The following is a 23,813-nucleotide window of genomic DNA, read 5'->3' as shown; positions in this document are numbered from 1 at the left end:
GGAGGAAACCATGCCCAAGTCGAAATTTCTCGTCGCAGCGCTGCCCGCGATTCTGATCTCCACCGGGGCGCTCGCCGCCGGCGAGACGATCGCGGTCTTCACCAAGAACCAGACCAACCCCTATTTCCAGACAGTGCGGGTCGGCGCCGAGGTCGTGGCGAAGTCGCTCGGCGCCAAGGCGGTGCACTACATCCCGACCAAGCCGGATTCGATCCCCGAGCAGCTCAGCCAGGTCGAGGATGTGATCGTCAAGAAGCCGAGCGCCATCGTCTTCGTCCCCGTCGACTACAAGGCGATGGTGCCGGGCGTCGAGCAGATCAACGATGCCAAGATCCCGATCGTCAACGTCACCGACCGGAGCGCCGGCGGCAAGTTCCTCGCCTTCGTCGGGGCCGACGATTACAGCCTCGGCCTGGAGACCGCGCGCTTCCTGCTCAAGGAGATCGGCGGCAAGGGTAATGTCGTCATCCTCGAGGGCGTCAAGGGCTCCCTGACCAATATCGACCGGGTGCGCGGCTTCAACGACGCGATCAAGGAGTTCAAGGACGTCAAGCTGCTCGCCAGCCAGCCGGCCAACTATCAGCGCCTGCAGGGCTTGCAGGTGATGGAGAACCTGATGCAGTCGCATCCGCAGATCGACGGCGTGCTCGCCGCCAACGATGCGATGGCGATCGGCGTGATCGAAGCCCTCGACGGCGCCAATCGCAAGGCCAAGGTCATCGGCATCAACGGCACCAAGGAAGCTGTCGACGCCATCAAGGCTGGCAAGCTGCTCGCCTCGGGCGACTATAACGGCTTCCTGCAGGGCTGCATCGGCACGCTTGTCGCGATCCGGGCCCTGCGCAAGGAGCCGATCGTCACCGAGGTGGTGCTGAAGCCGACCGTCGTGAACGCCTCCAACTTCCAGCCCTATGACAGCCCGCTGGAATCGCGCAGCTGCCCGAGCTGGAGCGAGGCGGCGGCCCTCGCCAGCAAATAATCTGAACCGCGCCCGAGGCGGCCGGCGCATGGTCCGGCCGCCCATAGGAGCCTCACCACATGCTGTTCGTGATCCACGCCCTCGACAAGCTTGGCGCACTCCAGGCCCGTCTCGCCAACTACGATGCCCACAAGGCCTTCCTGTCGGACACTGCAGCGCGAGGTGTCCGGATCGTGATGTCGGGCCCCCTGGTCGCCGAGGACGGCGTGACCATGATCGGCAGCCTCTTCGTCGTGGAGGCGGTGGACCTTGCGACCGTGGAGCGCTTCAATGCCGCCGATCCGTTCCACGCCGCCGGCATCTGGGATCGCGTCACGATCACCGGCTTCATCAAGCGCCAGGGCTGAGCCCGGCAATCGACCAAGCGTTTCAGGAGACAAGACATGGCTAAGGATGGAGGCCCGATCCGGGTCGTCGGGATTTCGGGCAGCCTGCGCGCCGGATCCTACAACGCCGCCGTGCTGAAAGCAGCGACCGCGCTGGCGCCGGAGGGGATGACGATCGAGATCGCCGAGATCGGCGACCTGCCGCTCTACAACGACGATGTCCGCGTCGCCGGCTATCCGCCTCAGGTCCAGCGCTTCCGCGACCAGCTCGCGGCTGCCGACGCGATCCTGTTCGTGACGCCGGAGTACAACTACTCGATCCCCGGCGTGCTCAAGAACGCGATCGACTGGGCCTCGCGCCCGCCGAGCCAGCCTTTCGACAACAAGCCGGTGGCGATCATGGGCGCGAGCGGCGGCATCCTCGGCACGGCGCGGGCGCAATATCATCTGCGGCAGATGCTGATCTTCCTCAACGCCTTCCCGCTGAACAAGCCTGAGGTGATGATCGGCGCCGCTCAGACCAAATTCGACGAGGCTGGCAAGCTGACCGACGAGGCCACGGCCGGCTTCATCCGCCAGCTTCTTGAAGCGCTGCGCGATTGGCGCAATCGGCTGGCCTAGATCACCAAGCGTCCGAACGAACGCGATTTTCGAGCCCGAACGTGTTGAAACCGACGCGTGCTGCCGCAGCCGATCACCAGGGCCGGCGCGGCCCGGTATCGATGTGGATTAGCCCGTTCCAGTAGACCTTGTGGCCGCCGACCTCGGGCAGCGTCCGGGCCCATTCCAGCACGGCGCGCGGCCTGACGCCGGGCACGCGGAAATCCATCGCCTCGCAACGTTTGTGATAGGAGCCGCGCCTGGCCCGCCAGGGCGGCCGCCAGGTCGAGGTCACCTTCACCGCTCCGTATTTGTCGGAGATCTTGACGAGGATCGCCTTCAGTACCGGCGGCAGGCAGACGATCGAGGTTCCCGGATCGGTCGAGATGCCCGGCCTGTCAGGTTTCTCATTGGGGTCGAAGGGGGGCTCCTCGGCGGTCTGTCCTGGGGTGCGCTGCGGCCACTCCGGCCCCTCGTCGTCATCGGGCTCGGGCTGGGCGAGGGTAGGCGCCGGCCCTGGCTTCGTCGCCAGGCTGGCTTCGACTGGAGGCGCCGGGACGACGACGATCGGCGGCGCGCCCGGCTTGATCTGCAGGTCGAGATCGAACGGGCGCTCCGGCGGCAATGGCGCGAGCATCATCTGCGCCGCCGCCGGAGCGCTTAGCGCCATCGCAGCGGCACAGGACCCGACCAGCACGACCCGTCTCATCGCGCTCATGCAGCGTCGGCGGCCGATGGCGGGGCAGAAGCGAGCGATGCGCGATCACGATGCGTTGTCGGCTTCAGCATGTTCCGCAACGGCTCTCCTGACGCATCGGCAGTGTTTGCCGACGAATCGTGCCGGCGCCGAAGACTGACATTCCGTCCCGGTTTGCCATGCTTCGGCGCGCCGCGACAACCGCCTTGCGCCCCGCGTCGCCGATCGCGAAAATCGGAGCCGAAACGGCCGGGAATCGTGACAGTTTCGCTGGTTGGCTCCAGATATGCGGCAAAGACATGGCGACAGCCGCGTTGTGCGGCGCGGCGAACCCTTGCGTGATTCTAAAGCAGGGTCTAATCGACTGGCGAGATTGAGGGCGCCAGTCGCGGCGCCGGGTTGAAGCGGGGTGACAGATGCAAGCTCTTCCTGTGCAGTCCCTGCTGTCGGACTATCTGCCCCTGGTGATCTTCATCGGCCTGTCGCTGGTGATCGGCCTGGCGCTGCTGATCGCGCCCTTCGCCGTGGCCTATTCCAAGCCGGATGCCGAAAAGCTCTCCGCCTATGAGTGCGGCTTCAACGCCTTCGACGATGCGCGCATGAAGTTCGACGTGCGCTTCTATCTCGTCGCCATCCTCTTCATCATCTTCGATCTCGAAGTCGCCTTCCTCTTCCCCTGGGCGGTCGCCTTCGGCGGTCTCGGCTGGCTCGGCTTCTGGTCGATGATGGTCTTCCTCGGCGTGCTGACGGTCGGCTTCGTCTACGAGTGGCGCAAGGGCGCGCTCGAGTGGGACTGATCGCTTTGTCGCAGAGACCTGATACGCTCCTGTCCGTATTCTTACATTCGACGAAACCCAAAGGTTCGAACTGATGGCCATGACAGCGATCGATCGCGGTGATCCGCTCGTCGCGCAGGCACCCAGAGGCCTGCTCGGCCCGGACGGCAAGCCGCTCGGCGCCCGCGATCCCTACTTCGTCGAGATCAACAACGAGCTGGCCGACAAGGGCTTCCTCGTCACGGCAAGCGACGACCTGATCAACTGGGCCCGCACCGGCTCTTTGATGTGGATGACCTTCGGCCTCGCCTGCTGCGCGGTCGAGATGATGCAGCTCTCCATGCCGCGCTATGATGTCGAGCGCTTCGGCTTCGCCCCGCGCGCCAGCCCGCGCCAGTCGGACGTGATGATCGTCGCCGGCACGTTGACCAACAAGATGGCTCCGGCCCTGCGCAAGGTCTACGACCAGATGCCGGAGCCGCGCTACGTCATCTCGATGGGCTCCTGCGCCAATGGCGGCGGCTATTATCACTACAGCTATTCGGTGGTGCGCGGCTGCGACCGCATCGTGCCGATCGACGTCTATGTGCCGGGCTGCCCGCCGACCGCGGAAGCGCTGCTCTACGGCGTGCTGCTGCTGCAGAAGAAGATCCGGCGAACCGGGACGATCGAGCGCTGAGGCGCGCGTGGACCGGTGGCTTGCGAAGGTGATGCGATGAGCGAAGCGCTCGTGACATTGGGCGAAGAGATCAAGGCGGCGCTGCCCGGCGCGGTGACCGATATCGTCGTCGCCTTCGACGAGATCACGGTGCTGGCCGAGGTGTCCGAGATCGTACGGGTGCTGAAGACCCTCTACGACGATCCGCGCTTCCGCTTCGTCAATTTCACCGACATCGCCGGCGCCGACTATCCGCAGCGCGAGAAGCGCTTCGAGGTCATCTATCACCTGCTCTCGCCGCGCCATAACCGGCGCATCCGCGTCAAGGTTCAGGCTGATGAGGCGACCCCGGTCCCGTCCGTGATCGAGGTGTTCCCGGCGGCGAACTGGTATGAGCGCGAGGCCTACGACTTCTACGGCATCCTGTTCGCGAACCACCCGGACCTGCGCCGCATCCTCACCGATTACGGTTTCGAGGGCTATCCGCTGCGCAAGGACTTCCCGCTGACCGGCTTCGTCGAGGTCCGCTATGACGACGAGCAGAAGCGCGTCGTCTACGAGCCGGTTAAGCTGAACCAGGAATTCCGTAACTTCGACTTCCTCTCGCCCTGGGAAGGGACGGAATACGTCCTCCCGGGCGATGAAAAGGCCAAGACGGCCTGATCGGACTGGGCGATGTCAGAGCACAACATCCGCAATTTCTCGATTAACTTCGGTCCCCAGCATCCTGCAGCGCATGGCGTTCTCAGGTTGGTGCTGGAATTGGACGGCGAGATCGTCGAGCGCGTCGACCCGCATATCGGCCTGCTGCATCGCGGCACCGAGAAACTGATCGAGCACAAGACCTATCTCCAGGCCGTGCCCTATTTCGACCGGCTCGACTATGTCGCGCCGATGAACCAGGAGCATGCCTTCGCGCTCGGCGTCGAGAAGCTGATGGGCGTGACCGTGCCGCGCCGCGGCCAGCTCATCCGCGTGCTTTATTCCGAGATCGGCCGCATCCTCTCGCACATCCTCAACGTCACCACGCAGGCGATGGACGTCGGCGCGCTGACCCCGCCGCTCTGGGGCTTCGAGGAGCGCGAGAAGCTGATGATCTTCTATGAGCGGGCCTGCGGCGCGCGCATGCATGCGGCCTATATCCGGCCGGGCGGCGTCCACCAGGACCTGCCGACCTCGCTGATCCACGACATCGGCGAGTGGTGCGACCCGTTCCTCAAGGTCTGCGACGACCTCGAAGGCCTGCTCACCGACAATCGCATCTTCAAGCAGCGCAATGTCGACATCGGCGTCGTCGATCTCGAAACCTGCTGGAAATGGGGTTTCTCGGGCGTGATGGTGCGCGGCTCCGGCGCGCCCTGGGACCTGCGCAAGTCGCAGCCCTACGAGTGCTACGAGGAGATGGAATTCGACATCCCCGTCGGCAAGAACGGCGACTGCTACGACCGCTACTGCATCCGCATGGAAGAGATGCGCCAGTCGGTGCGGATCATGAAGCAGTGCTGCGAGAAGCTGCTTTCGGCCGATGGCGGTGGCCCGGTCTCCTCGCTCGACGGCAAGATGGTGCCGCCCAAGCGCGGCGAGATGAAGCGCTCGATGGAAGCGCTGATCCACCACTTCAAGCTCTACACCGAGGGCTACAAGGTGCCCGAGGGCGAGGTCTACGCCGCTGTCGAGGCGCCCAAGGGCGAGTTCGGCGTCTATCTCGTCTCCGACGGCACCAACAAGCCCTATCGCTGCAAGATCAAGGCGCCGGGCTTCGCCCATCTCCAGGCCATGGATTTCATGTGCCGCAAGCACATGCTCGCCGACGTCTCCGCGATCCTCGGCTCCCTCGATATCGTCTTTGGTGAGGTGGACCGCTGATGTCCGTCCGTCGTCTCGCGCCCGATCACGTTCAGCCTGCCACCTTCGCCTTCACTGCGGCGAACGAGAACTGGGCCGACCAGCAGATCGCCAAATACCCGGAAGGCCGCCAGGCCTCGGCCGTGATCCCGCTCCTGTGGAAGGCGCAGGAGCAGCATGACGGCTGGTTGCCGCGCGCCGCGATCGAGACGGTCGCGAACAAGCTCGGCATGGCGCCGATGCGGGTGCTGGAGGTCGCGACCTTCTACACCATGTTCAGCCTGCAGCCGGTGGGCCAGCACTTCGTCCAGCTCTGCGGCACGACGCCCTGCGCGCTGCGCGGCGCCGAGGCGCTGAAGAAGGTCTGCGAGGAGGTGATCGGCCCGCAATCGACCGTCACGGCCGACGGCAAGCTGTCCTGGCTCGAGGTCGAATGCCTTGGCGCCTGCTGCAACGCCCCGATGGCGCAGATCAATTTCGACTATTACGAAGACCTGACGCCCGAGAATTTCCGCAAGCTGCTGGACGATCTGCGCCACGGCCGCCCGACCAAGCCCGGCCCGCAGGTCGACCGCTCCTGCTCGGAGCCGCTCGGCGGTGGCGAGACGCTGAAGGATCCGGCCCTGTTCGACGGCTCGATGATCGGCCTGGGCGACTGGCAGAAGCGCATTACGACCCAGCGCGAAGACGCGATCAGGATCGCCAGCGAGAAGGCCGCGGCCGAGGCCAAGGCCAAGGCGGAAGCCGAGACCGCCGCCGCGACCGCCAAGGCCGGCCCGACCGACGTCAAGACCGCGCCGCCGCCGGAAGCGGCCACGCCTGGGCGCCCCGAGCCCTCCGAGCCGAAACAGCCCGCCGGCGCAGCGCAGGACACGCCGTCCGCGACGAGCGAAGCGATCAAGGATACCCCCGCCAAGGCTCCGGCGCGCAAGCGGGCTGCCAAGCCCAAGTCGGAAGAGTGAGGTAGAGAGCCATGCTCGCTGATCGCGATCGCATCTTCACCAACCTCTATGGCCTGCACGATGCCGGGCTGAAGGGCGCCATCCAGCGCGGAGCCTGGGACGGCACCAAGTTCCTGCTCGATCAGGGGCGCGACTGGATCATCGACGAGATGAAGAAGTCGGGCCTGCGCGGGCGCGGCGGCGCCGGCTTCCCGACCGGGCTGAAATGGTCGTTCATGCCCAAGCAGAGCGACGGGCGCCCGCACTACCTCGTCGTCAACGCCGACGAGTCGGAGCCCGGCACCTGCAAGGATCGCGAGATCATGCGCAACGACCCGCATACGCTGGTCGAGGGCTGCCTGATCGCCTCCTTCGCCATGGGCGCGCACGCCGCTTACATCTATATCCGCGGCGAATATGTCCGCGAGCGCGAGGCCCTGCAGCGCGCCGTCGACGAGGCCTATGAGGCTAACCTCATCGGCAAGAACAACAAGCATGGCTATCCCTTTGATCTCTATGTGCATCATGGCGCCGGCGCCTATATCTGCGGTGAAGAGACGGCGCTGCTGGAGAGCCTCGAAGGCAAGAAGGGCATGCCGCGGCTGAAGCCGCCTTTCCCAGCCAATGTCGGCCTCTATGGCTGCCCGACCACCGTCAACAACGTCGAGTCGATCGCTGTCGCGCCGACCATCCTGCGCCGCGGCGCCAGCTGGTTCTCCTCGATCGGCACGCCCAACAATGTCGGCACCAAGCTGTTCTGCGTCTCGGGCCATGTGAACAAGCCCTGCAATGTCGAAGAGGCGATGGGCCTGACCTTCCGCGAGCTGATCGATCGCCATTGCGGCGGCATCCGCGGCGGCTGGGACAATCTCAAGGCGGTCATTCCCGGCGGCTCGTCGGTGCGCATGGTGCCGGCCGAGCAGATCATCGATACGCCGATGGATTTCGACTCGCTCTCGAAGCTGAAGTCGGGCCTCGGCACGGCGGCGGTGATCGTCATGGACAAGTCGACCGACATCATCCGCGCCATCGCCCGCATCAGCTATTTCTACAAGCATGAGAGCTGCGGCCAGTGCACGCCCTGCCGCGAGGGCACCGGCTGGATGTGGCGCGTCGTCAACCGCATGGCGGAAGGGCGCGCCCAGAAGCGCGAGATCGACATGCTGCTCGACGTTTCCAAGCAGATCGAGGGCCACACCATCTGCGCGCTGGGCGACGCTGCCGCCTGGCCGATCCAGGGCCTGATCAACCATTTCCGTCACGAGATCGAGCAGCGCATCGACGACTATGCCGCCAACCCGCATGGCGAGCCGGTCAGGCTCATGGCGGCGGAGTGAGACCATGACCAAGCTTCTGATCGACGGCATCGAGGTCGACGTCCCGCCGGAGTACACCGTGCTCCAGGCCTGCGAGGCGGCTGGCGCCGAGGTGCCGCGCTTCTGCTTCCATGAGCGGCTCTCGATCGCCGGCAATTGCCGCATGTGCCTGGTCGAGGTGAAGGGCGGCCCGCCCAAGCCCCAGGCCTCCTGCGCCATCGGCGTGCGCGACCTGCGTCCCGGCCCGAACGGCGAGCCGCCGGTCGTCATGACCAAGTCGCCCATGGTCAAGAAGGCGCGCGAAGGGGTGATGGAGTTCCTGCTCATCAACCACCCGCTCGACTGCCCGATCTGCGACCAGGGCGGCGAGTGCGACCTGCAGGACCAGGCCATGGCCTACGGCGTCGACACCTCGCGCTATGCCGAGAACAAGCGCGCCGTCGAGGACAAGTATATCGGCCCGCTGGTCAAGACCTCGATGACGCGCTGCATCCAGTGCACGCGCTGCGTCCGCTTCACCACCGAGGTCGCCGGAGCCTCGGATCTTGGCGCGATCGGCCGCGGCGAGGACATGGAGATCACCACCTATCTCGAGCACGCGATGAGCTCGGAGCTGCAGGGCAACGTTGTCGACCTGTGCCCGGTCGGCGCCCTGACCTCCAAGCCCTACCAGAACAAGGCCCGGCCCTGGGAGCTGACCAAGACCGAATCCATCGACGTGATGGACGCGGTCGGCTCGGCGATCCGCGTCGACTCGCGCGGCCGTGAGGTGATGCGCGTTCTGCCGCGCATCAACGAGGCGGTGAACGAGGAGTGGATCTCCGACAAGACCCGCCACATCGCCGACGGCCTCCGGACCCAGCGTCTCGACCGCCCTTACATCCGCGAGAACGGCGCCCTGCGCGCCGCGAGCTGGACCGAGGCGCTCGCGCTGGTCGCGTCCAGGCTCAAGGCTGCCAAGCCCGAGCGCATCGGTGCGATCGCCGGCGACCTCGCCGCGGTCGAGGAGATCTATGCGCTCAAGGCGCTGATCGCCGGCCTCGGCTCGGCCAATCTCGATTGCCGCCAGGACGGGGCGAAGCTCGAGCCGGCCTTCGGCCGGGCTAGCTACATCCTCAACACCGGCATCGCCGGGATCGAGGATGCCACTTCGCTGCTGATCATCGGCTCGAACCCGCGCCGCGAGGCGCCGATCGTCAACGCCCGCATCCGCAAGCGCTGGCTGCGCGGCGATTTCAAGGTCTCGCTGATCGGCGAGCAGGTCGACCTGACCTATGCCTATGACTATCTCGGCGCCGGCCCGGAGACGCTGGCCGATCTGGTCAAGCGCGCCGGTGCGGCCGGCGAGCGGCCGATGGTGCTGGTCGGGCAGGGCGCTTTGTCACGCAAGGACGGCTCCGCCGTGCTCTCGCTTGCGGCCAAGGCGGCCGAGGTGCTCGGCGCGCTCAAAGACGGCTGGAACGGTTTTGGCGTGCTGCACACGGCCGCTGCCCGCGTCGGTGCCCTCGATCTCGGCTTCGTCCCCGGCGAGGGCGGCCTCGATGTCGCGGGCATGACGGCGGCGGGCGCGCTCGACGTGCTCTTCCTGCTCGGCGCCGACGAGATCGAGGTGCCGGCGAGCGCCTTCGTGATCTACCAGGGCAGCCATGGCGACAAGGGCGCCCACCGCGCCGACGTGATCCTGCCGGGCGCGGCCTATACCGAGAAGTCCGGCACCTACGTCAACACGGAAGGGCGGGTGCAGATGGCGGCCCGCGCCACCTTCCCGCCCGGCGATGCCAAGGAGGACTGGGCGATCCTGCGGGCGCTCTCCGCTTCGCTCGGCAAGCCGCTGCCCTTCGACTCGCTCTCCGCGCTGCGCCGCGAGCTCTACGCCGCCCATCCGCATTTCGCTGCGGTCGATACGGTCGCGCAGAGCGATCGCGCCGGGCTGGCGAAGCTGGCGGGGCAGGGCGGCGCGACCGAGAAGGCCGGTTTCGTTCCGGCGGTCGCCGATTTCTACACCACGAACCCCATCGCCCGCGCTTCGGCGGTGATGGCGGAATGCTCGGCGCTGGCCTCCGGCCGCATGCGCCAGGCGGCGGAGTAAGCCTCGATGAACTGGGACCTCGTCCTCGATCTTGCGATCATCGCCGGCAAGAGCCTGCTGCTCCTGGTCGCGCTGCTGATCTTCATCGCCTTCATGCTGCTGGCCGACCGCAAGGTCTGGGCTGCGGTGCAGCTGCGGCGCGGCCCGAACGTCGTCGGGCCCTTCGGCCTGTTCCAAAGCTTCGCCGACCTCCTGAAATTCGTCTTCAAGGAGCCGATCATCCCGTCGGGCTCCAATAAGGGCGTGTTCCTGCTGGCGCCGCTGGTCACCTGCTTGCTCGCGCTTGCGGCCTGGGCGGTGATCCCCATCGCAGAAGGCTGGGCGATCGCCGACATCAATGTCGGCGTGCTCTACATCTTCGCGATCTCCTCGCTCGGCGTCTACGGCATCATCATGGGCGGCTGGGCTTCGAACTCGAAGTACCCGTTCCTCAGCGCGCTGCGCTCTGCGGCGCAGATGGTGTCCTACGAGGTCTCGATCGGCTTCGTGATCGTCACCGTGCTGCTCTGCGTCGGCTCGCTCAACCTGTCGGCGATCGTCGAGGCACAGAACACCAGGGCCGGCATGTTCGGCTGGTACTGGCTGCCGCTCTTCCCGATGTTCATCGTCTTCTTCATCTCGGCGCTGGCCGAGACGAACCGGCCACCCTTCGACCTGGCCGAGGCGGAATCGGAGCTCGTTGCGGGCTTCATGGTCGAGTACTCCTCGACCCCGTATCTGCTGTTCATGCTCGGCGAATACGTGGCGATCATGACCATGTGCTCGCTGACCACGATCCTCTTCCTTGGGGGCTGGCTGCCACCGTTCCCGATCGCGCCCTTCACCTGGCTGCCGGGCGTGGTCTGGTTCGTGCTGAAGGTCATGCTGGTCTTCTTCATGTTCGCGATGGTGAAGGCCTTCGTGCCGCGCTACCGCTATGACCAGCTGATGCGGCTGGGCTGGAAGGTCTTCCTGCCGCTGTCGCTGGCTTGCGTCGTGATCGTGGCGGCGGTGCTGCAGATCACCGGTTGGGGCCCCGCTCCCTGATGGCGGGTCAGGCCGGCCTGATCGGAGCCCTGATCGGCTTCGTCGTCGGCCTGATCGAGTATCGGCTCGTCACGGGTGTTGTGGTTGCGAGCTTACGTCGCACCGACAGCTCGAAGACGCCGGCCGAGAAGGATGATTACGAACGGCGCATCCGCCTGCTCAAGGCGGCGGTGCTGGTGCTATCGGTGGGCGGGCTGCCCATCGTCGGTTACTTTATCGGCCGGGCCTTGTTCGGCTGAGACGAGAAGGACGAGACGGATGTCACTCGCGCAAGCCGCCAAGGGACTGCTCCTCAAGGAGTTCGTCGGCGCGTTCGCCTTGTCGATGCGCTATTTCTTCAAGCCGAAGGCGACGCTGAACTATCCCTTCGAGAAGGGCGTGCTCTCGCCGCGCTTCCGGGGCGAGCACGCGCTGCGCCGCTATCCGAACGGCGAGGAACGCTGCATCGCCTGCAAGCTCTGCGAGGCGATCTGCCCGGCGCAGGCGATCACGATCGAGGCCGGCCCGCGCCGCAATGACGGCACCCGCCGCACGACCCGCTACGACATCGACATGACCAAGTGCATCTATTGCGGCTTCTGCCAGGAGGCCTGCCCGGTCGACGCCATCGTCGAGGGCCCGAATTTCGAGTTCGCCACCGAGACGCGCGAGGAGCTGTTCTACGACAAGGACAAGCTGCTCGATAACGGCGCCCGCTGGGAACGCGAGATCGCGCGCAATATCGCGATGGACGCGCCGTATCGCTGAGGATTGCGGCCTGTCGCGCGGTTGTCGCGCTGGGCGGGCCTGACTATAGACGCTCCAAACTGCGGCGGGACTCGGGCCCGCCGCTTGATGAAACGAGGGCCGCCCGAAAGGGCGGAAAGGCTGGCGAAGATGAATGCCGCAGCGGCTTTCTTCTATCTCTTCTCAGGCGTCACCATCGCCTCGGGGCTGATGGTGATTTCGGCGCGCAACCCGGTGCATTCGGTGTTGTTCCTGATCCTCGCCTTCGTCAACGCGGCGGGCCTGTTCCTGCTGCTCGGGGCCGAGTTCCTGGCGATGCTGCTGGTCGTCGTCTATGTCGGCGCGGTCGCGGTGCTCTTCCTCTTCGTGGTGATGATGCTCGACGTCGACTTCGCCGAGCTGCGCCAGGGCTTCCTGCAGTATCTGCCGATCGGCGGCCTGATCGGCCTGATCTTCGCGGTCGAATTGCTGCTGGTCGTTGGCGCCTGGGTGATCGATCCGCAGATCGTGCGTACGCCCGTCGCGGCGATCCCGGCCAACGTCACCAACACCGCCGCGCTCGGCCAGGTGCTCTACACCAAGTACATCTACTATTTCCAGGCGGCCGGCCTCGTGCTGCTGGTCGCGATGATCGGCGCGATCGTGCTGACCCTGCGCGATCGCAAGGGCATCAAGCGCCAGGATATCCCGACGCAGAACGCCCGCACCAAGGCTGCGGCGATGGATGTGAAGCAGGTGCCGTCGCGCGCCGGCGTTCCCGAGGAGATGGCGTGATGGTCGGGCTTGGCTCTTATCTGGCAGTCGCCGCGATCCTGTTCACGCTTGGCGTGCTCGGCATCTTCATCAACCGCAAGAACGTCATCGTCATCCTGATGTCGATCGAGCTGATCCTGCTCTCGGTCAACCTCAACTTTGTCGCCTTCTCGAGCTTCCTGAACGACATCGTCGGCCAGGTCTTCGCGATGCTGGTTTTGACCGTCGCCGCTGCCGAGGCCGCGATCGGGCTCGCCATTCTCGTCGTCTACTTCCGCAACCGCGGCACGATCGCGGTGGAAGACATCAACATGATGAAAGGCTGAGCGCGGCGACGCGCCCGTAACCTGCCATGTATCAAGCGATTGTCTTCCTCCCCCTGATCGGCTTCCTGATCGCCGGCCTCTTCGGCCGGCTGATCGGCGCGCGCGCCTCGGAGATCGTCACCACCACGCTGCTGCTGATCTCAGCGGCGCTGTCCTGGGTCGCCTTCATCCAGGTCGGCTTTGGTTCCGGCACCACACGCGTCCAGGTCGCGACCTGGCTGGCCTCGGCGGACCTGCGCGTCGACTGGGCCTTCCGCATCGACACGCTGACCGCGGTCATGCTGGTCGTCGTCAACACCGTCTCCTCGCTCGTGCACCTCTATTCGATCGGGTACATGCACGAGGACCCGTCGCGGCCGCGCTTCTTCGCGTACCTGTCGCTGTTCACCTTCGCCATGCTGATGCTGGTGACGGCCGACAACCTCGTGCAGATGTTCTTCGGCTGGGAAGGCGTCGGTCTCGCCTCCTACCTCTTGATCGGCTTCTGGTACCAGAAGCCCTCGGCCAACGCCGCGGCGATCAAGGCGTTCGTCGTCAACCGCGTCGGCGATTTCGGTTTCCTGCTCGGCATCTTCCTGGTCTTCGTGCTGACCGGCTCGGTCGCCTTCGACAGCATCTTCCCGCAGATCGCCGGTCTCACGGAGCGCAGCTTCCGCTTCCTCGGCTATGACTGGAACGCGCTGACGCTGACCTGCCTGCTGCTGTTCATGGGCGCCATGGGCAAATCAGCGCAGTTCCTGCTGCACACCTGGCTGCCGGACGCGATGGAAGGCCCGACCCCGGTGTCGGCGCTGATCCATGCCGCGACCATGGTCACCGCTGGCGTCTTCATGGTGGCGCGCCTGTCGCCGATCTTCGAATACGCGCCGGTCGCGCTGACCGTCGTCGTCGTCATCGGCGCAACCACCGCCTTCTTCGCCGCGACCGTCGGCCTGGTGCAGAACGACATCAAGCGCGTCATCGCCTATTCGACCTGCTCGCAGCTCGGCTACATGTTCGTGGCGATGGGTGTCGGCGCCTACTCGGCCGGCATCTTCCATTTGTTCACCCACGCCTTCTTCAAGGCGCTGCTGTTCCTGGGCGCCGGCTCGGTCATCCATGCGATGCACCATGAGCAGGACATGCGGAACATGGGTGGCCTCAGGAAGCACATCCCGCTGACCGCGGCGGCGATGACGATCGGCACGCTGGCGCTGACCGGCTTCCCGTTCTTCGCCGGCTACTTCTCCAAGGACGCGATCATCGAGAGCGCCTATGCCTCAGTGCCGCATGGCGGCTTCGCCAGCTCCTATGCCTTCGTGCTGCTGGTCGTCGCCGCGCTGATGACCTCGTTCTACTCCTGGCGCCTCTACTTCATGACTTTCGAGGGCGCGCCGCGCTGGGGCGGCCACGGGCACGATGCGCACGGCCACGACGACCACGCGCATGGCCACAAGGCTGACGATCACGCCCATGCCGCGCACGGCCACGATGATCACGGCCACGGCCATGGTCACGATCACACGCCGCATGAGAGCCCGCTCGTCATGCTGATCCCGCTCGCCGTGCTGTCGCTCGGCGCCGTCGCCGCCGGCTTCGCCTTCAAGGAGGCGTTCATCGGCCATGACTACGAGCACTTCTGGAAAACGGCGCTGTTCACCGGCAAGGACAACCACATCCTGCACGCCATGCACGAAGTGCCGAAATGGGTGGTCTGGTCGCCTTTCGTCGCGATGCTGATCGGCTTTCTGCTGGCGCTCTACATGTACGTGCTGCGCCCGGACGTCCCCGGCAAGCTCGCCGCTGCCAATCCGGTTCTCTACAAGTTCCTGCTCAACAAGTGGTATTTCGACGAGATCTACGACTTCCTGTTCGTGAAGCCGGCGATGTGGCTCGGCCGCTTCCTCTGGAAGAAGGGCGACGGCGCCGTCATCGACGGTCTCGGCCCGGACGGGGTCTCGGCCCGTGTCGTTGACGTGACCAACCGGGTCGTGCGGCTGCAGACCGGCTATGTCTACCACTATGCCTTCGCCATGCTGATCGGCGTCGCCGGGCTGGTGACCTGGTACCTCATGGCCCGCGGGTGAGATGATGTTCGGCTTCGGTATCCTCACCGGTCTCCTGGTCCTGCCGCTGGTCGGCGCCGCCTTCATCCTGGCGCAGCGCGGCGACGAGGCTTCGGTCAACTCCAACGCCCGCTGGGCGGCGCTGATCGCGACGGTCGCGACCTTCATCCTGGCGCTGGTCGCCTGGGGCCGGTTCGACCCGGCCAATCCCGGCTTCCAGATGGTCGAGAGCCATGCCTGGGTCTCGGACATCATCAAGTTCAAGCTCGGCGTCGACGGCTTCTCCTTCCCCTTCGTGGTCCTGACCGCCTTCCTGATGCCGTTCTGCATCCTGGCGTCCTGGGCTTCGGTCGAGAAGCGGGTGCGCGAGTACATGGTCGCGTTCCTGATCCTCGAGACGCTGATGATCGGCGTCTTCGTCGCGCTCGACCTCGTGCTGTTCTACCTGCTGTTCGAAGCCGGCCTGATCCCGATGTTCCTGATCATCGGCATCTGGGGCGGCAAGCGCCGGGTCTACGCCTCCTACAAGTTCTTCCTCTACACGCTGCTCGGCTCGGTGCTGATGCTGCTCGCCATCATGGCGATGTACTGGAACGCGGGCACGACCGACATCCCGACGCTGCTCGCGCACAAGTTCCCGGTCCAGATGCAGCCCTGGCTCTGGCTCGCCTTCTTCGCCTCCTTCGCGGTGAAGATGCCGATGTGGCCGGTCCACACCTGGCTGCCCGACGCGCACGTCGAGGCGCCGACCGCCGGCTCCGTCATCCTGGCGGCGATCCTGCTGAAGATGGGCGGCTACGGCTTCATCCGCTTCTCGATCCCGATGTTCCCGGACGCCTCGGCGATGTTCGCGCCGCTGGTCTTCGCGCTCTCCGTCATCGCCATCATCTACACCTCGCTCGTGGCGCTGATGCAGGAGGACATCAAGAAGCTGATCGCGTACTCCTCGGTGGCGCATATGGGCTTCGTCACCATGGGCCTGTTCACCCTGACGCCGCAGGGCATCCAGGGCGCCATGTTCCAGATGGTCAGCCACGGCCTGGTCTCGGGCGCGCTCTTCCTCTGCGTCGGCGTGATCTACGACCGCATGCACACCCGCGAGATCGCCGCCTATGGCGGCCTGGTCAACCGGATGCCGCTCTATGCGGTGGTGTTCATGATCTTCACCATGGCGAATGTCGGCCTGCCCGGCACCGCCGGCTTCGTCGGCGAGTTCCTGACGCTGATGGGCGCCTTCAAGGCCAATCCCTGGGTGGCGTTCCTGGCGACCACCGGCGTGATCCTGTCGGCGGGCTATGCGCTCTGGCTCTATCGCCGCGTCGTCTTCGGCGAACTCACGAAGCCCGAGCTCAAGGACATCACCGACCTCAACGCCCGCGAGATCGCGATCTTCGTGCCGCTCGTCCTGCTGACGATCTGGTACGGCATCGCGCCCGGCACGATCCTCGACGCCTTCGCGGCGCCGACCGAAGCCCTCATCAAGAACTATCAGGCCGCCATCACCGCCGCGAAGACGGCGATGCTGGTCGTCCAGTAAGGCTGCTCCGATGACCACCTTGCCCGCTCTCGGTCCCGCGCTTCCGGAAATCATCCTGGCGCTGGGCGCCATCGCCATGGTGCTCTACGGTGCAATCCAGGGCGAGCGCTCGACGCGCACGCTCGAGATCGCGGCGCTCGCGCTTTTCGCGCTGGCGCTGGTGCTCGTCCTGCGCGGCGAGGGCAAGGTCGTCACCTTCAACGGCGCCTTCATCGCCGACGGCTTCGGCCGCTTCATGAAGGTGCTGACGCTGATCGGCGCCGCGGCCGCGATCGTGCTCTCGGCCGATTTCCTGCGCCGCGATGGGGCCATGCGCTTCGAATTCCCGATCCTCGTCGTCCTCGCCACCATCGGCATGATGATGATGATCTCGGCCAATGACCTGATCGGTCTTTACGTTGGCCTGGAGCTGCAATCGCTCGCGCTCTACGTCGTCGCTGCCTTCGACCGTGACAATCCGCGCTCGACCGAGGCCGGCCTGAAGTACTTCGTTCTCGGCGCGCTCTCCTCGGGCATGCTGCTTTACGGCTCGTCGATGGTCTACGGCTTCACCGGCACGGTGAGTTATGCCGGCATCGCCGAAGCGGTGAAGGGCGGCCATCCCGGCATCGGCCTGATCATCGGCCTCGTCTTCGTCGCCGCCGGCGTCGCCTTCAAGATCTCGGCCGTGCCGTTCCATATGTGGACGCCGGACGTCTATGAGGGCGCCCCGACCCCGGTCGCAGCCTTCTTCGCCTCGGCGCCGAAGATGGCGGCGATGGCGATGACCGTGCGCATCTTCGTCGGCGCCTTCCCGGGCGCGCTGCATGACTGGCAGCAGATCATCGTCTTCATGGCGATCGCCTCGATGGCCCTCGGCGCCTTCGCCGCGATCGGCCAAACCAATATCAAGCGACTGCTCGCCTATTCCTCGATCGCCAATATGGGCTACGCGCTGGTCGGCCTCGCTGCCGGCACCCCGGCCGGCGTCCAGGGCGTGATGACCTATATGGCGATCTACCTCGCCACCACGCTCGCCGCCTTCGCCTGCGTGCTGATGATGAATCGCAACGGCAAGCCGGTCGAGGATATCGGCGAGCTCGCCGGCCTGTCCCGCACCAATGGCTGGATGGCCTTCGCGATGTCGATGATGATGTTCTCGCTCGCCGGCATCCCGCCGCTCGCCGGCTTCTGGGCGAAGTGGTACGTCTTCCTCGCCGCGATCGAGGCCAAGCTCTATGTGCTCGCCGTCGTCGGCGTGATCACCAGCGTCGTCGGCGCCTATTACTATCTGCGCATCGTCAAGGTGATCTATTTCGACGACGCCAAGCCGGCCTTCGACAAGGGCGACGCCGGCGTGGGCGGCGTCTTGCTGATCTCGGCGCTGTTCGTGCTGGTGCTGTCCTTCCTGCCGGCGCCGCTGTTCGACTCCGCTGCCGCGGCGGCGAAGTCGCTGTTCTGAGCGCCTTGGTGCTCGGCGAAGGCGCTCGCGCCGCCGGCTATCGCCTGATCGTCCGCGACGAGGTCGCCTCCACCATGGAGGAGGCGCGGCGGGCGCTCGGCGATGGCGATCCAGGGCGGCTCTGGATCGTCGCGAAAAGTCAGAACGCCGGCCGCGGCCGGCATGGCCGGCATTGGGGTTCGCCGCCCGGCAATCTCTATGCCAGCCTGCTGCTGGCCACTCCCTGCGAGCCGGCGCTGGCGCCGCAGCTCGGCTTCGTTGCGGGCCTTGCCTTGCACGATGCGGCTGCCGCCGTGACCGGCCTGTCCTATCCGGCGCTCGCCCTGAAATGGCCGAACGACCTGCTGATCGGCGGCGCCAAGACCTCGGGCTTGCTGCTGGAGGGCGAGAACCGGGCAGGGCGCTTCAGCGTCGTCATCGGCTTCGGCGTCAACGTGGCCTCTGCGCCGGAGGGGACGCCTTACCCCGCCGCCCACCTTTCCGCGCATGCGGCCGAGGCGACCGTCGAGCGCCTGCTGGCAGCACTCTCGGATGCCTGGCACCAGCGCTTCTCGGCCTGGTCGCTGCCGGGCGGCTTCGGCCCGATCCGGGCCGCCTGGCTGGAGCGCGCTGCCTATCTCGGCGAGACCATCACCATGCGCCTGCCGGAGGGGCCGGTCTCCGGCCGCTTCCTCGGCCTCGATGCCTCCGGGCGGCTCGAACTCGAAACCGAAGCCGGCCGGCGGCTGATCGATGCCGGCGACCTCTATTTCGGCACGGCGCCCATGTCCGGCGCCCCGACAGGTTGAGGCAACGCTTCTGCCTGCTCCTGCCGCTATGGAGGCGCGCCAGAGAGCATGCTAGGCCTGCCGCCGGCCGCCTCGCCAGCTTCAGCATAGAACGTTAGGATTGCCAGTGACCCGTTCCAGCGACCAGCTTGTCTTCGTTCCGCTCGGCGGCCTCGGCGAGATCGGCATGAACGCCGCGCTCTACGGCTTCGGGCCGGAAAAGAAGCGCAAATGGATCCTGGTCGATTGCGGGCTCTCCTTCGCCGGGCCGGAGGCGCCGGGCGTCGACATCGTCCTGCCCGACCTCAGCTACATCATCCAGGATCGGGCCAACCTGCTCGGCATCGTCATCACCCACGCCCATGAGGACCATATCGGCGCGCTCGCCGCGCTCTGGCCCTCGCTGCGCGTGCCGGTCTGGTGCACGCGCTTTGCCGCCGGCCTCCTGGCGACCCGGCGCCTGTCGGAGCCGGGTGCGCCCAAGGTCGAGATGAACATCGTTGCCCAGGGTGGGCGCTTCACGCTTGGGCCCTTCGACATCGAGTTCGTGCCGGTCGCCCACTCGATCCCGGAATCGAACGCGCTGGCGATCCGCACCGCTGCCGGCCTCGTCGTCCATACCGGCGACTGGAAGATAGACCCGACGCCGCGCGTCGGCCTGCCGACCGACGAGGCCCGCCTGCGCGAGCTTGGCGAGGAGGGCGTGCTGGCGCTGGTCTGCGACTCCACCAACGTCCTGCGCGACGGTATCAGCCCGAGCGAGGCCGATGTCGCGGCGAAGCTGAAGGAGCTGGTCGCCTCCGCCCCGAACCGCGTCGCCGTCACCACCTTCGCCTCGAATGTGGCGCGTCTGCGCGCCGTCGCCGAGGCTGCGATGGCCAATCAGCGCGAGGTTGTCGTTGTCGGCCGCGCCATGGACCGCGTCATCGACGTCGCCCGCGAATGCGGCTTCCTCGACGGCATTCCCGCTTTCCGCGGCGTCGAGACCTATGGCTATCTGCCGCGCGACAAGGTCGTCGCGCTCGTGACCGGCAGCCAGGGCGAGCCGCGCGCCGCGCTCTCGCGGATTGCTGCCGACGACCATCCCGAGATCGCGCTCTCGCCGGGCGACCGGGTGATCTTCTCCTCGCGCACCATCCCCGGCAATGAGAAGGCGGTCGGTGCCATCCTCAATCGGCTGGCGCGCGACAACATTGAGATCATTACCGACCGCACTCATCTGGTGCACGTCTCAGGCCACCCCCGGCGAGAGGAGCTGGCGCGGCTCTATGGCTGGCTGAAGCCGAAGATCGCGATCCCCGCCCATGGCGAGGACCTGCACCTGACCGAGCACGCCACCTTCGCCCGCAGCCTCGGCGTCAAGCATGTGCTGCGCGCAGGCAATGGCGATGTCGTTGTGATCGCCGAGGACGGCGCCCGCAAGCTCTCGGAAGTCCAGCACGGCCGGCTCTACCAGGATGGCGAGCTCCTGATTGGCGCGCTCGACCGCACCATTCCCGAGCGCCGCAAGCTCTCCTTTGCCGGGGTGATCTCGATCGCGGTCGCGCTCGACGAGAAAGGCGAACTTGCCGGCGACCCGGAGGTCGCGCTGATCGGCCTGCCGCTCAATGCCAAGGACGGCACGCCCTTCGACGATATCGTCGCCGATGCGGTCGAGGACCTGATCGAGGGAATGCCCAGGGGCAAGCGCCGCGATCCCGAGGCCGTGCGCAATGCACTCGAACGCGGGGTTCGTAGCGCCGTCAACGAGGAGTGGGGCAAGAAGCCGCTGGTGAACGCACTGGTGATCGCGGTGTAGGATCGGGCATATCGCCCGCTGAACGCTGCGCCTGAACGGAGCTCTGGGAATGATCGGACGCCTCAACCACGTCGCCATCGCCGTGAAGGATCTCGCCGCCTCGACCGCGCTCTATCGCGACACGCTCGGCGCGCGGGTCTCGCAGCCGCTGCCGCAGCCGGAGCATGGCGTCACCGTCGTGTTCGTGGAACTGCCGAACACCAAGGTCGAGCTGCTGGAGCCGATGGGCGCGGATTCGCCGATCGCCAAGTTCCTCGAGCGCAATCCCGACGGCGGCATCCACCACATCTGCTACGAGGTCGACGACATCCTCGCGGCGCGCGAGCGGTTGAAAGCGCAGGGTGCGCGCGTGCTCGGTTCGGGCGAGCCGCGCATCGGCGCCCATGGCAAGCCTGTGCTCTTCCTGCACCCCAAGGATTTCTGCGGCACGCTCGTCGAGCTGGAGCAGGCCTGAGCCATGATCTCCGAGATCGCATTCTTCGGCGAGCCGGAACCCGGCTCACCGCGTCCCTTCAGCCTCGCGACGCGGGCCGGCGGCCTCGTCTTCGTCTCCGGCCAGTCGGCGCCCCATGAGCCGGCGAAGGGTATCGTGCGGGGAGAGACGCCGGCCGAGCAGGTGCGGCAGGCGCTGGCGCATGTCGCCGCCATCCTGGCCGAGGCCGGCAGCAGCCTTGAGCGCGTCGTGCAGATGACGATGCTGATCACCGATCCCGGCGACTATGCCGCCTGCAACGCCGAATATGTGAAGCATTTCCCGAATGGCTTGCCGGCTCGGCACACGGCGCGCTTCGGCGTGCCGACCGATGCCAAGGTCGCGTTCGCGTGCATTGCCCTGGCTGACGAGGACAGGCCGTCATGACGATCGGCGGCGGGCTCGCGGTCTATTTCGTGATCTGGTGGACGGTGCTGTTCGTGACGCTGCCTTTCGGCGTGCGCAGCCAGGCGGAAAGCGGCTCTGTCGAGACGGGGACCGACCCCGGAGCGCCGGTCCTGCCCGGCCTCGCCAAGAAGGCGGTCGCGACGACGGTCATCGCTGCGATCGTTTTCGGCATCGTCTGGTATATCTGGACCCAGTTCGATATCTGAACGGGGTCAAGTACAATCCAGTGTATCAACCAAAACAAAAGGCAAGGCTCGCGCCCTGCCTTTGAAAGTCTGTTTTTTACTGTAGTATCGGCGCGCCGTTATTCCCGCGCACTCATATACTAGCAGCTGTTTGTTCCTCCCGAGACCTGGTCCGCGGCGCCCGGAAAACGGTCGGGCGAGCCCAGCGCTGAATTGATTAGCGGATTGCAATAATGTTGTCACCTGTTTAGGCAGCTCGCGATCGAACTTTTTGCAAATTTATTCCAGATTGCTCTTGTGCGGTGCAACATTGTGCTCCGGCAGAGATTCAGCGCCTTGTTCCAGTCATAGGATGCCGCTACCTCGCTGGCTGAGATGCGCCGGGCCGTTCCGGCGGTCAGGAGAGGTTTTTCGATGCTTCGCACCACGTTCGCCGCGCTGGCAGTTTCCGCTTCGATCGGCCTGGCTCACGCTCAGGCTCCCGCACCGGCCAATCTCGATCCGCAGAACACCCTGGCGCTCGACACCAAGGACGGGCGCGTCACCATCCGCCTGCGGCCGGACCTGGCGCCCAAGCATGTCGAGCAGATCAAGGCCCTGACCAAGCGTGGCTTCTATGACGGCATCGTCTTCCATCGCGTCATCGATGGCTTCATGGCCCAGACCGGCGATCCGAAGGGCGACGGCACCGGCGGCTCCGACTTGCCGAACATCCCGGCCGAGTTCACCCCGACCCCGTACAAGGTCGGCTCGGTCGGCATGGCCCGTTCGCAGAGCCCGAACTCGGCCAATTCGCAGTTCTTCATCTGCTTCGAAGGCTGCGGCTCGCTGACCGGCCAATACACCCTGTTCGGCGAGGTCGTCTCCGGCATGGACGCCGTGCGCAAGATCAAGAAGGGCAGCAGCGCCAACAATGGCGCGGTGAGCGGTCCGGACAAGATCATCCGCATGCGCCTGCTGGCCGACGCCAAGTAAGCCGATGCGGTGCTCGCGCGTTCCTGTGCTAGTTCTCCTGCTTCTGGCCTCTGCCGGCGGCATGGCGCGGGCGCAGGATACGCGCGATCTTGGCCTGCCGCCGGCCTCCGGCTTCCAGAACCCCGTCTTGCCGCCGCCGTCCGGCTCGCAAAACCCGGTGCTGCCTCCGCAATCGGGCCAGCGCTACATGCCGGGCATCGGCGGCCCCTTCGGCGAGGGCGCCCGCCGCCCGGCGGGGCCGTCGCCGACTCCCGGCGTCGATCGCGGCGTCATCGGCACCGTCAACCCCGAGACGATCGGTCTCGGCGAAGAGACCGTCGACCGGCTCGATCAGATCGGCCCGGCGCTGCGGCGCTGCTGGAAGCCGCCGGCGCTTCAGGCCGGCGACAGCGCGGCCGCCAGCGTCCGTTTCAGCCTGCGCCGCGACGGCACGCTCTTCGGCCAGCCGCGCGTCACCTGGGAGATGCGGCGTTCGCCGCCCGGCCTGCGCGAGCGCTTCACCGACACGCTGATGCGCGCCGTGCGCGATTGTACGCCGATGAGGTTGTCGCCGGGGCTTGGAGGGAGTATCGCAGGCCGCCCGATTACAATCCGCTTCTTCGGCCGTGTGCCGACCAACGAAAGATCAGTCTGATGTCGCTCGATCCCGAGAACACCCTCGTCATGGAGACCACCAAGGGCCGCGTGGTGATCAAGCTGCGGCCGGACCTCGCCCCCAACCATGTCGAGCGCATCAAGCTGCTCGCCCGCGAGGGCTTCTATGATGGCATCGTCTTCCACCGCGTCATCGACGGCTTCATGGCGCAGGTCGGCTGCCCGCACGGCACCGGCACCGGCGGCTCGAGCTATCCGGACCTCGCCCAGGAATTCAACGCCGAACCGCATGTCCGCGGCGTCTGCTCGATGGCGCGCGCCCAGAACCCGAACTCGGCCAACAGCCAGTTCTTCATCGTCTTCGACGACGCCCGCTTCCTCGACAAGCAGTACACGGTCTGGGGCCAGGTCGTTGAGGGCATGGAGAATATCGACAGGATCAAGCGCGGCGAGCCGGTGCGCGATCCCGACTCCATCGTCTCGCTGAAGGTTCAGGCGGACGCCTGAGGCGTTCCGAGCCTTCGTCATTGCGA

At 66.1% G+C, this 23,813-nt stretch carries 27 protein-coding genes; 26 read left to right on the top strand and 1 reads right to left on the bottom strand.

The window, feature by feature from the left end:
- Positions 1-10 precede the first annotated feature (10 nt).
- From ACFPOB_RS02350 to ACFPOB_RS02340, 3 genes are read left to right on the top strand one after another with little or no spacing between them, the layout of a single operon-like run.
- Positions 11-979, top strand: a complete 969-nt coding sequence (locus tag ACFPOB_RS02350) for a sugar ABC transporter substrate-binding protein (protein ID WP_377795608.1) — start codon at positions 11-13, stop codon at positions 977-979.
- Positions 980-1,038: 59 nt separating this feature from the next.
- On the top strand, positions 1,039-1,326 hold the full coding sequence (locus ACFPOB_RS02345; protein WP_377795606.1) for a YciI family protein: 288 nt from the start codon (positions 1,039-1,041) through the stop codon (positions 1,324-1,326).
- A 36-nt stretch (positions 1,327-1,362) separates the two neighbouring features.
- Positions 1,363-1,926, top strand: a complete 564-nt coding sequence (locus ACFPOB_RS02340) for an NADPH-dependent FMN reductase (protein WP_377795604.1) — start codon at positions 1,363-1,365, stop codon at positions 1,924-1,926.
- 73 nt (positions 1,927-1,999) lie between these two features.
- On the opposite strand, the gene ACFPOB_RS02335 is transcribed toward ACFPOB_RS02340, so the two are convergent.
- Entirely contained in the window at positions 2,000-2,623 is a 624-nt protein-coding gene (locus ACFPOB_RS02335; RefSeq protein WP_377795602.1) for a YcbK family protein, read from the bottom strand.
- A 410-nt stretch (positions 2,624-3,033) separates the two neighbouring features.
- On the opposite strand from ACFPOB_RS02335, the gene ACFPOB_RS02330 reads away from it, so the two are divergent.
- From ACFPOB_RS02330 to ACFPOB_RS02220, 23 genes are all read left to right on the top strand, one after another.
- A complete protein-coding gene (locus tag ACFPOB_RS02330; RefSeq protein ID WP_092154638.1) occupies positions 3,034-3,399 on the top strand; it encodes an NADH-quinone oxidoreductase subunit A in 366 nt (121 codons plus the stop codon).
- Positions 3,400-3,478: 79 nt separating this feature from the next.
- Positions 3,479-4,057 carry a NuoB/complex I 20 kDa subunit family protein gene (locus ACFPOB_RS02325; protein ID WP_091830506.1) on the top strand — a complete coding sequence of 193 codons (579 nt, stop codon included), beginning with the start codon at positions 3,479-3,481 and terminating at the stop codon, positions 4,055-4,057.
- Positions 4,058-4,093: 36 nt separating this feature from the next.
- On the top strand, positions 4,094-4,699 hold the full coding sequence (locus ACFPOB_RS02320; RefSeq protein ID WP_377795600.1) for an NADH-quinone oxidoreductase subunit C: 606 nt from the start codon (positions 4,094-4,096) through the stop codon (positions 4,697-4,699).
- Between the two features lie 12 nt (positions 4,700-4,711).
- Positions 4,712-5,902, top strand: coding sequence for an NADH-quinone oxidoreductase subunit D (locus tag ACFPOB_RS02315; RefSeq protein WP_377795598.1), 1,191 nt, complete (start codon positions 4,712-4,714; stop codon positions 5,900-5,902).
- Positions 5,902-6,843 carry an NADH-quinone oxidoreductase subunit NuoE gene (gene nuoE / locus ACFPOB_RS02310; RefSeq protein ID WP_377795596.1) on the top strand — a complete coding sequence of 314 codons (942 nt, stop codon included), beginning with the start codon at positions 5,902-5,904 and terminating at the stop codon, positions 6,841-6,843. Before ACFPOB_RS02315 ends, nuoE begins: the two co-directional genes overlap by 1 nt.
- 11 nt (positions 6,844-6,854) lie before the next feature.
- On the top strand, positions 6,855-8,159 hold the full coding sequence (gene nuoF, locus ACFPOB_RS02305) for an NADH-quinone oxidoreductase subunit NuoF (RefSeq protein ID WP_377795595.1): 1,305 nt from the start codon (positions 6,855-6,857) through the stop codon (positions 8,157-8,159).
- A 4-nt stretch (positions 8,160-8,163) separates the two neighbouring features.
- Positions 8,164-10,227, top strand: coding sequence for an NADH-quinone oxidoreductase subunit NuoG (nuoG, locus tag ACFPOB_RS02300; RefSeq protein WP_377795593.1), 2,064 nt, complete (start codon positions 8,164-8,166; stop codon positions 10,225-10,227).
- A 6-nt stretch (positions 10,228-10,233) separates the two neighbouring features.
- On the top strand, positions 10,234-11,253 hold the full coding sequence (gene nuoH / locus ACFPOB_RS02295; RefSeq protein WP_092154247.1) for an NADH-quinone oxidoreductase subunit NuoH: 1,020 nt from the start codon (positions 10,234-10,236) through the stop codon (positions 11,251-11,253).
- Positions 11,253-11,492, top strand: coding sequence for a hypothetical protein (locus tag ACFPOB_RS02290; protein ID WP_377795592.1), 240 nt, complete (start codon positions 11,253-11,255; stop codon positions 11,490-11,492). The genes nuoH and ACFPOB_RS02290 overlap by 1 nt, the downstream gene beginning before the upstream one ends.
- A 19-nt stretch (positions 11,493-11,511) precedes the next feature.
- Entirely contained in the window at positions 11,512-12,000 is a 489-nt protein-coding gene (gene nuoI / locus ACFPOB_RS02285; protein ID WP_057192642.1) for an NADH-quinone oxidoreductase subunit NuoI, read from the top strand.
- A gap of 129 nt (positions 12,001-12,129) precedes the next feature.
- On the top strand, positions 12,130-12,753 hold the full coding sequence (locus ACFPOB_RS02280) for an NADH-quinone oxidoreductase subunit J (protein WP_377795591.1): 624 nt from the start codon (positions 12,130-12,132) through the stop codon (positions 12,751-12,753).
- Entirely contained in the window at positions 12,750-13,058 is a 309-nt protein-coding gene (nuoK, locus tag ACFPOB_RS02275) for an NADH-quinone oxidoreductase subunit NuoK (RefSeq protein ID WP_091829440.1), read from the top strand. The genes ACFPOB_RS02280 and nuoK overlap by 4 nt, the downstream gene beginning before the upstream one ends.
- A gap of 26 nt (positions 13,059-13,084) precedes the next feature.
- Positions 13,085-15,124 carry an NADH-quinone oxidoreductase subunit L gene (nuoL, locus tag ACFPOB_RS02270; protein ID WP_377795589.1) on the top strand — a complete coding sequence of 680 codons (2,040 nt, stop codon included), beginning with the start codon at positions 13,085-13,087 and terminating at the stop codon, positions 15,122-15,124.
- A gap of 4 nt (positions 15,125-15,128) precedes the next feature.
- Complete coding sequence (locus tag ACFPOB_RS02265) at positions 15,129-16,640, top strand: NADH-quinone oxidoreductase subunit M (RefSeq protein WP_377795587.1); 1,512 nt, start codon at positions 15,129-15,131, stop codon at positions 16,638-16,640.
- 10 nt (positions 16,641-16,650) lie between these two features.
- On the top strand, positions 16,651-18,081 hold the full coding sequence (nuoN, locus tag ACFPOB_RS02260; RefSeq protein ID WP_377795585.1) for an NADH-quinone oxidoreductase subunit NuoN: 1,431 nt from the start codon (positions 16,651-16,653) through the stop codon (positions 18,079-18,081).
- 8 nt (positions 18,082-18,089) lie between these two features.
- Positions 18,090-18,869: a biotin--[acetyl-CoA-carboxylase] ligase gene (locus ACFPOB_RS02255; RefSeq protein WP_377795583.1), complete on the top strand. Its 780-nt coding sequence runs from the start codon at positions 18,090-18,092 to the stop codon at positions 18,867-18,869.
- Between the two features lie 106 nt (positions 18,870-18,975).
- Positions 18,976-20,646: a ribonuclease J gene (locus ACFPOB_RS02250; RefSeq protein WP_377795581.1), complete on the top strand. Its 1,671-nt coding sequence runs from the start codon at positions 18,976-18,978 to the stop codon at positions 20,644-20,646.
- 49 nt (positions 20,647-20,695) lie between these two features.
- Entirely contained in the window at positions 20,696-21,100 is a 405-nt protein-coding gene (gene mce / locus ACFPOB_RS02245; RefSeq protein ID WP_377795580.1) for a methylmalonyl-CoA epimerase, read from the top strand.
- 3 nt (positions 21,101-21,103) lie between these two features.
- Positions 21,104-21,505, top strand: coding sequence for a RidA family protein (locus ACFPOB_RS02240; RefSeq protein WP_336529094.1), 402 nt, complete (start codon positions 21,104-21,106; stop codon positions 21,503-21,505).
- Entirely contained in the window at positions 21,502-21,732 is a 231-nt protein-coding gene (locus ACFPOB_RS02235) for a DUF1467 family protein (protein ID WP_377795578.1), read from the top strand. The genes ACFPOB_RS02240 and ACFPOB_RS02235 overlap by 4 nt, the downstream gene beginning before the upstream one ends.
- Positions 21,733-22,125: 393 nt before the next feature.
- Entirely contained in the window at positions 22,126-22,686 is a 561-nt protein-coding gene (locus tag ACFPOB_RS02230; RefSeq protein ID WP_377795576.1) for a peptidylprolyl isomerase, read from the top strand.
- Between the two features lie 25 nt (positions 22,687-22,711).
- A complete protein-coding gene (locus ACFPOB_RS02225; RefSeq protein WP_377795575.1) occupies positions 22,712-23,320 on the top strand; it encodes a hypothetical protein in 609 nt (202 codons plus the stop codon).
- A complete protein-coding gene (locus tag ACFPOB_RS02220) occupies positions 23,320-23,787 on the top strand; it encodes a peptidylprolyl isomerase (protein ID WP_377795573.1) in 468 nt (155 codons plus the stop codon). The genes ACFPOB_RS02225 and ACFPOB_RS02220 overlap by 1 nt, the downstream gene beginning before the upstream one ends.
- Positions 23,788-23,813 lie beyond the last annotated feature (26 nt).

Origin of the sequence: Allobosea eneae, from assembly GCF_042657265.1 — a bacterium.
In the GTDB taxonomy this organism is placed as follows: domain Bacteria; phylum Pseudomonadota; class Alphaproteobacteria; order Rhizobiales; family Beijerinckiaceae; genus Allobosea; species Allobosea eneae.
This window is presented reverse-complemented; position numbering and strand designations above follow the sequence as displayed.

Bases quoted from the DNA above. Each gene is read 5' to 3' on its own strand.
- nuoE (WP_377795596.1), top strand. From the start codon at position 5,902: ATGTCCGTCCGTCGTCTCGCGCCCGATCACGTTCAGCCTGCCACCTTC.
- ACFPOB_RS02230 (WP_377795576.1), top strand. From the start codon at position 22,126: ATGCTTCGCACCACGTTCGCCGCGCTGGCAGTTTCCGCTTCGATCGGC.
- mce (WP_377795580.1), top strand. From the start codon at position 20,696: ATGATCGGACGCCTCAACCACGTCGCCATCGCCGTGAAGGATCTCGCC.
- nuoI (WP_057192642.1), top strand. From the start codon at position 11,512: ATGTCACTCGCGCAAGCCGCCAAGGGACTGCTCCTCAAGGAGTTCGTC.
- ACFPOB_RS02280 (WP_377795591.1), top strand. From the start codon at position 12,130: ATGAATGCCGCAGCGGCTTTCTTCTATCTCTTCTCAGGCGTCACCATC.
- nuoL (WP_377795589.1), top strand. From the start codon at position 13,085: ATGTATCAAGCGATTGTCTTCCTCCCCCTGATCGGCTTCCTGATCGCC.
- ACFPOB_RS02335 (WP_377795602.1), bottom strand. From the start codon at position 2,623: ATGAGCGCGATGAGACGGGTCGTGCTGGTCGGGTCCTGTGCCGCTGCG.
- ACFPOB_RS02235 (WP_377795578.1), top strand. From the start codon at position 21,502: ATGACGATCGGCGGCGGGCTCGCGGTCTATTTCGTGATCTGGTGGACG.
- ACFPOB_RS02265 (WP_377795587.1), top strand. From the start codon at position 15,129: ATGTTCGGCTTCGGTATCCTCACCGGTCTCCTGGTCCTGCCGCTGGTC.
- ACFPOB_RS02290 (WP_377795592.1), top strand. From the start codon at position 11,253: ATGGCGGGTCAGGCCGGCCTGATCGGAGCCCTGATCGGCTTCGTCGTC.
- ACFPOB_RS02315 (WP_377795598.1), top strand. From the start codon at position 4,712: ATGTCAGAGCACAACATCCGCAATTTCTCGATTAACTTCGGTCCCCAG.
- nuoN (WP_377795585.1), top strand. From the start codon at position 16,651: ATGACCACCTTGCCCGCTCTCGGTCCCGCGCTTCCGGAAATCATCCTG.
- ACFPOB_RS02340 (WP_377795604.1), top strand. From the start codon at position 1,363: ATGGCTAAGGATGGAGGCCCGATCCGGGTCGTCGGGATTTCGGGCAGC.
- ACFPOB_RS02350 (WP_377795608.1), top strand. From the start codon at position 11: ATGCCCAAGTCGAAATTTCTCGTCGCAGCGCTGCCCGCGATTCTGATC.
- ACFPOB_RS02240 (WP_336529094.1), top strand. From the start codon at position 21,104: ATGATCTCCGAGATCGCATTCTTCGGCGAGCCGGAACCCGGCTCACCG.
- ACFPOB_RS02220 (WP_377795573.1), top strand. From the start codon at position 23,320: ATGTCGCTCGATCCCGAGAACACCCTCGTCATGGAGACCACCAAGGGC.
- ACFPOB_RS02320 (WP_377795600.1), top strand. From the start codon at position 4,094: ATGAGCGAAGCGCTCGTGACATTGGGCGAAGAGATCAAGGCGGCGCTG.
- ACFPOB_RS02325 (WP_091830506.1), top strand. From the start codon at position 3,479: ATGACAGCGATCGATCGCGGTGATCCGCTCGTCGCGCAGGCACCCAGA.
- nuoG (WP_377795593.1), top strand. From the start codon at position 8,164: ATGACCAAGCTTCTGATCGACGGCATCGAGGTCGACGTCCCGCCGGAG.
- nuoH (WP_092154247.1), top strand. From the start codon at position 10,234: ATGAACTGGGACCTCGTCCTCGATCTTGCGATCATCGCCGGCAAGAGC.
- nuoF (WP_377795595.1), top strand. From the start codon at position 6,855: ATGCTCGCTGATCGCGATCGCATCTTCACCAACCTCTATGGCCTGCAC.
- ACFPOB_RS02345 (WP_377795606.1), top strand. From the start codon at position 1,039: ATGCTGTTCGTGATCCACGCCCTCGACAAGCTTGGCGCACTCCAGGCC.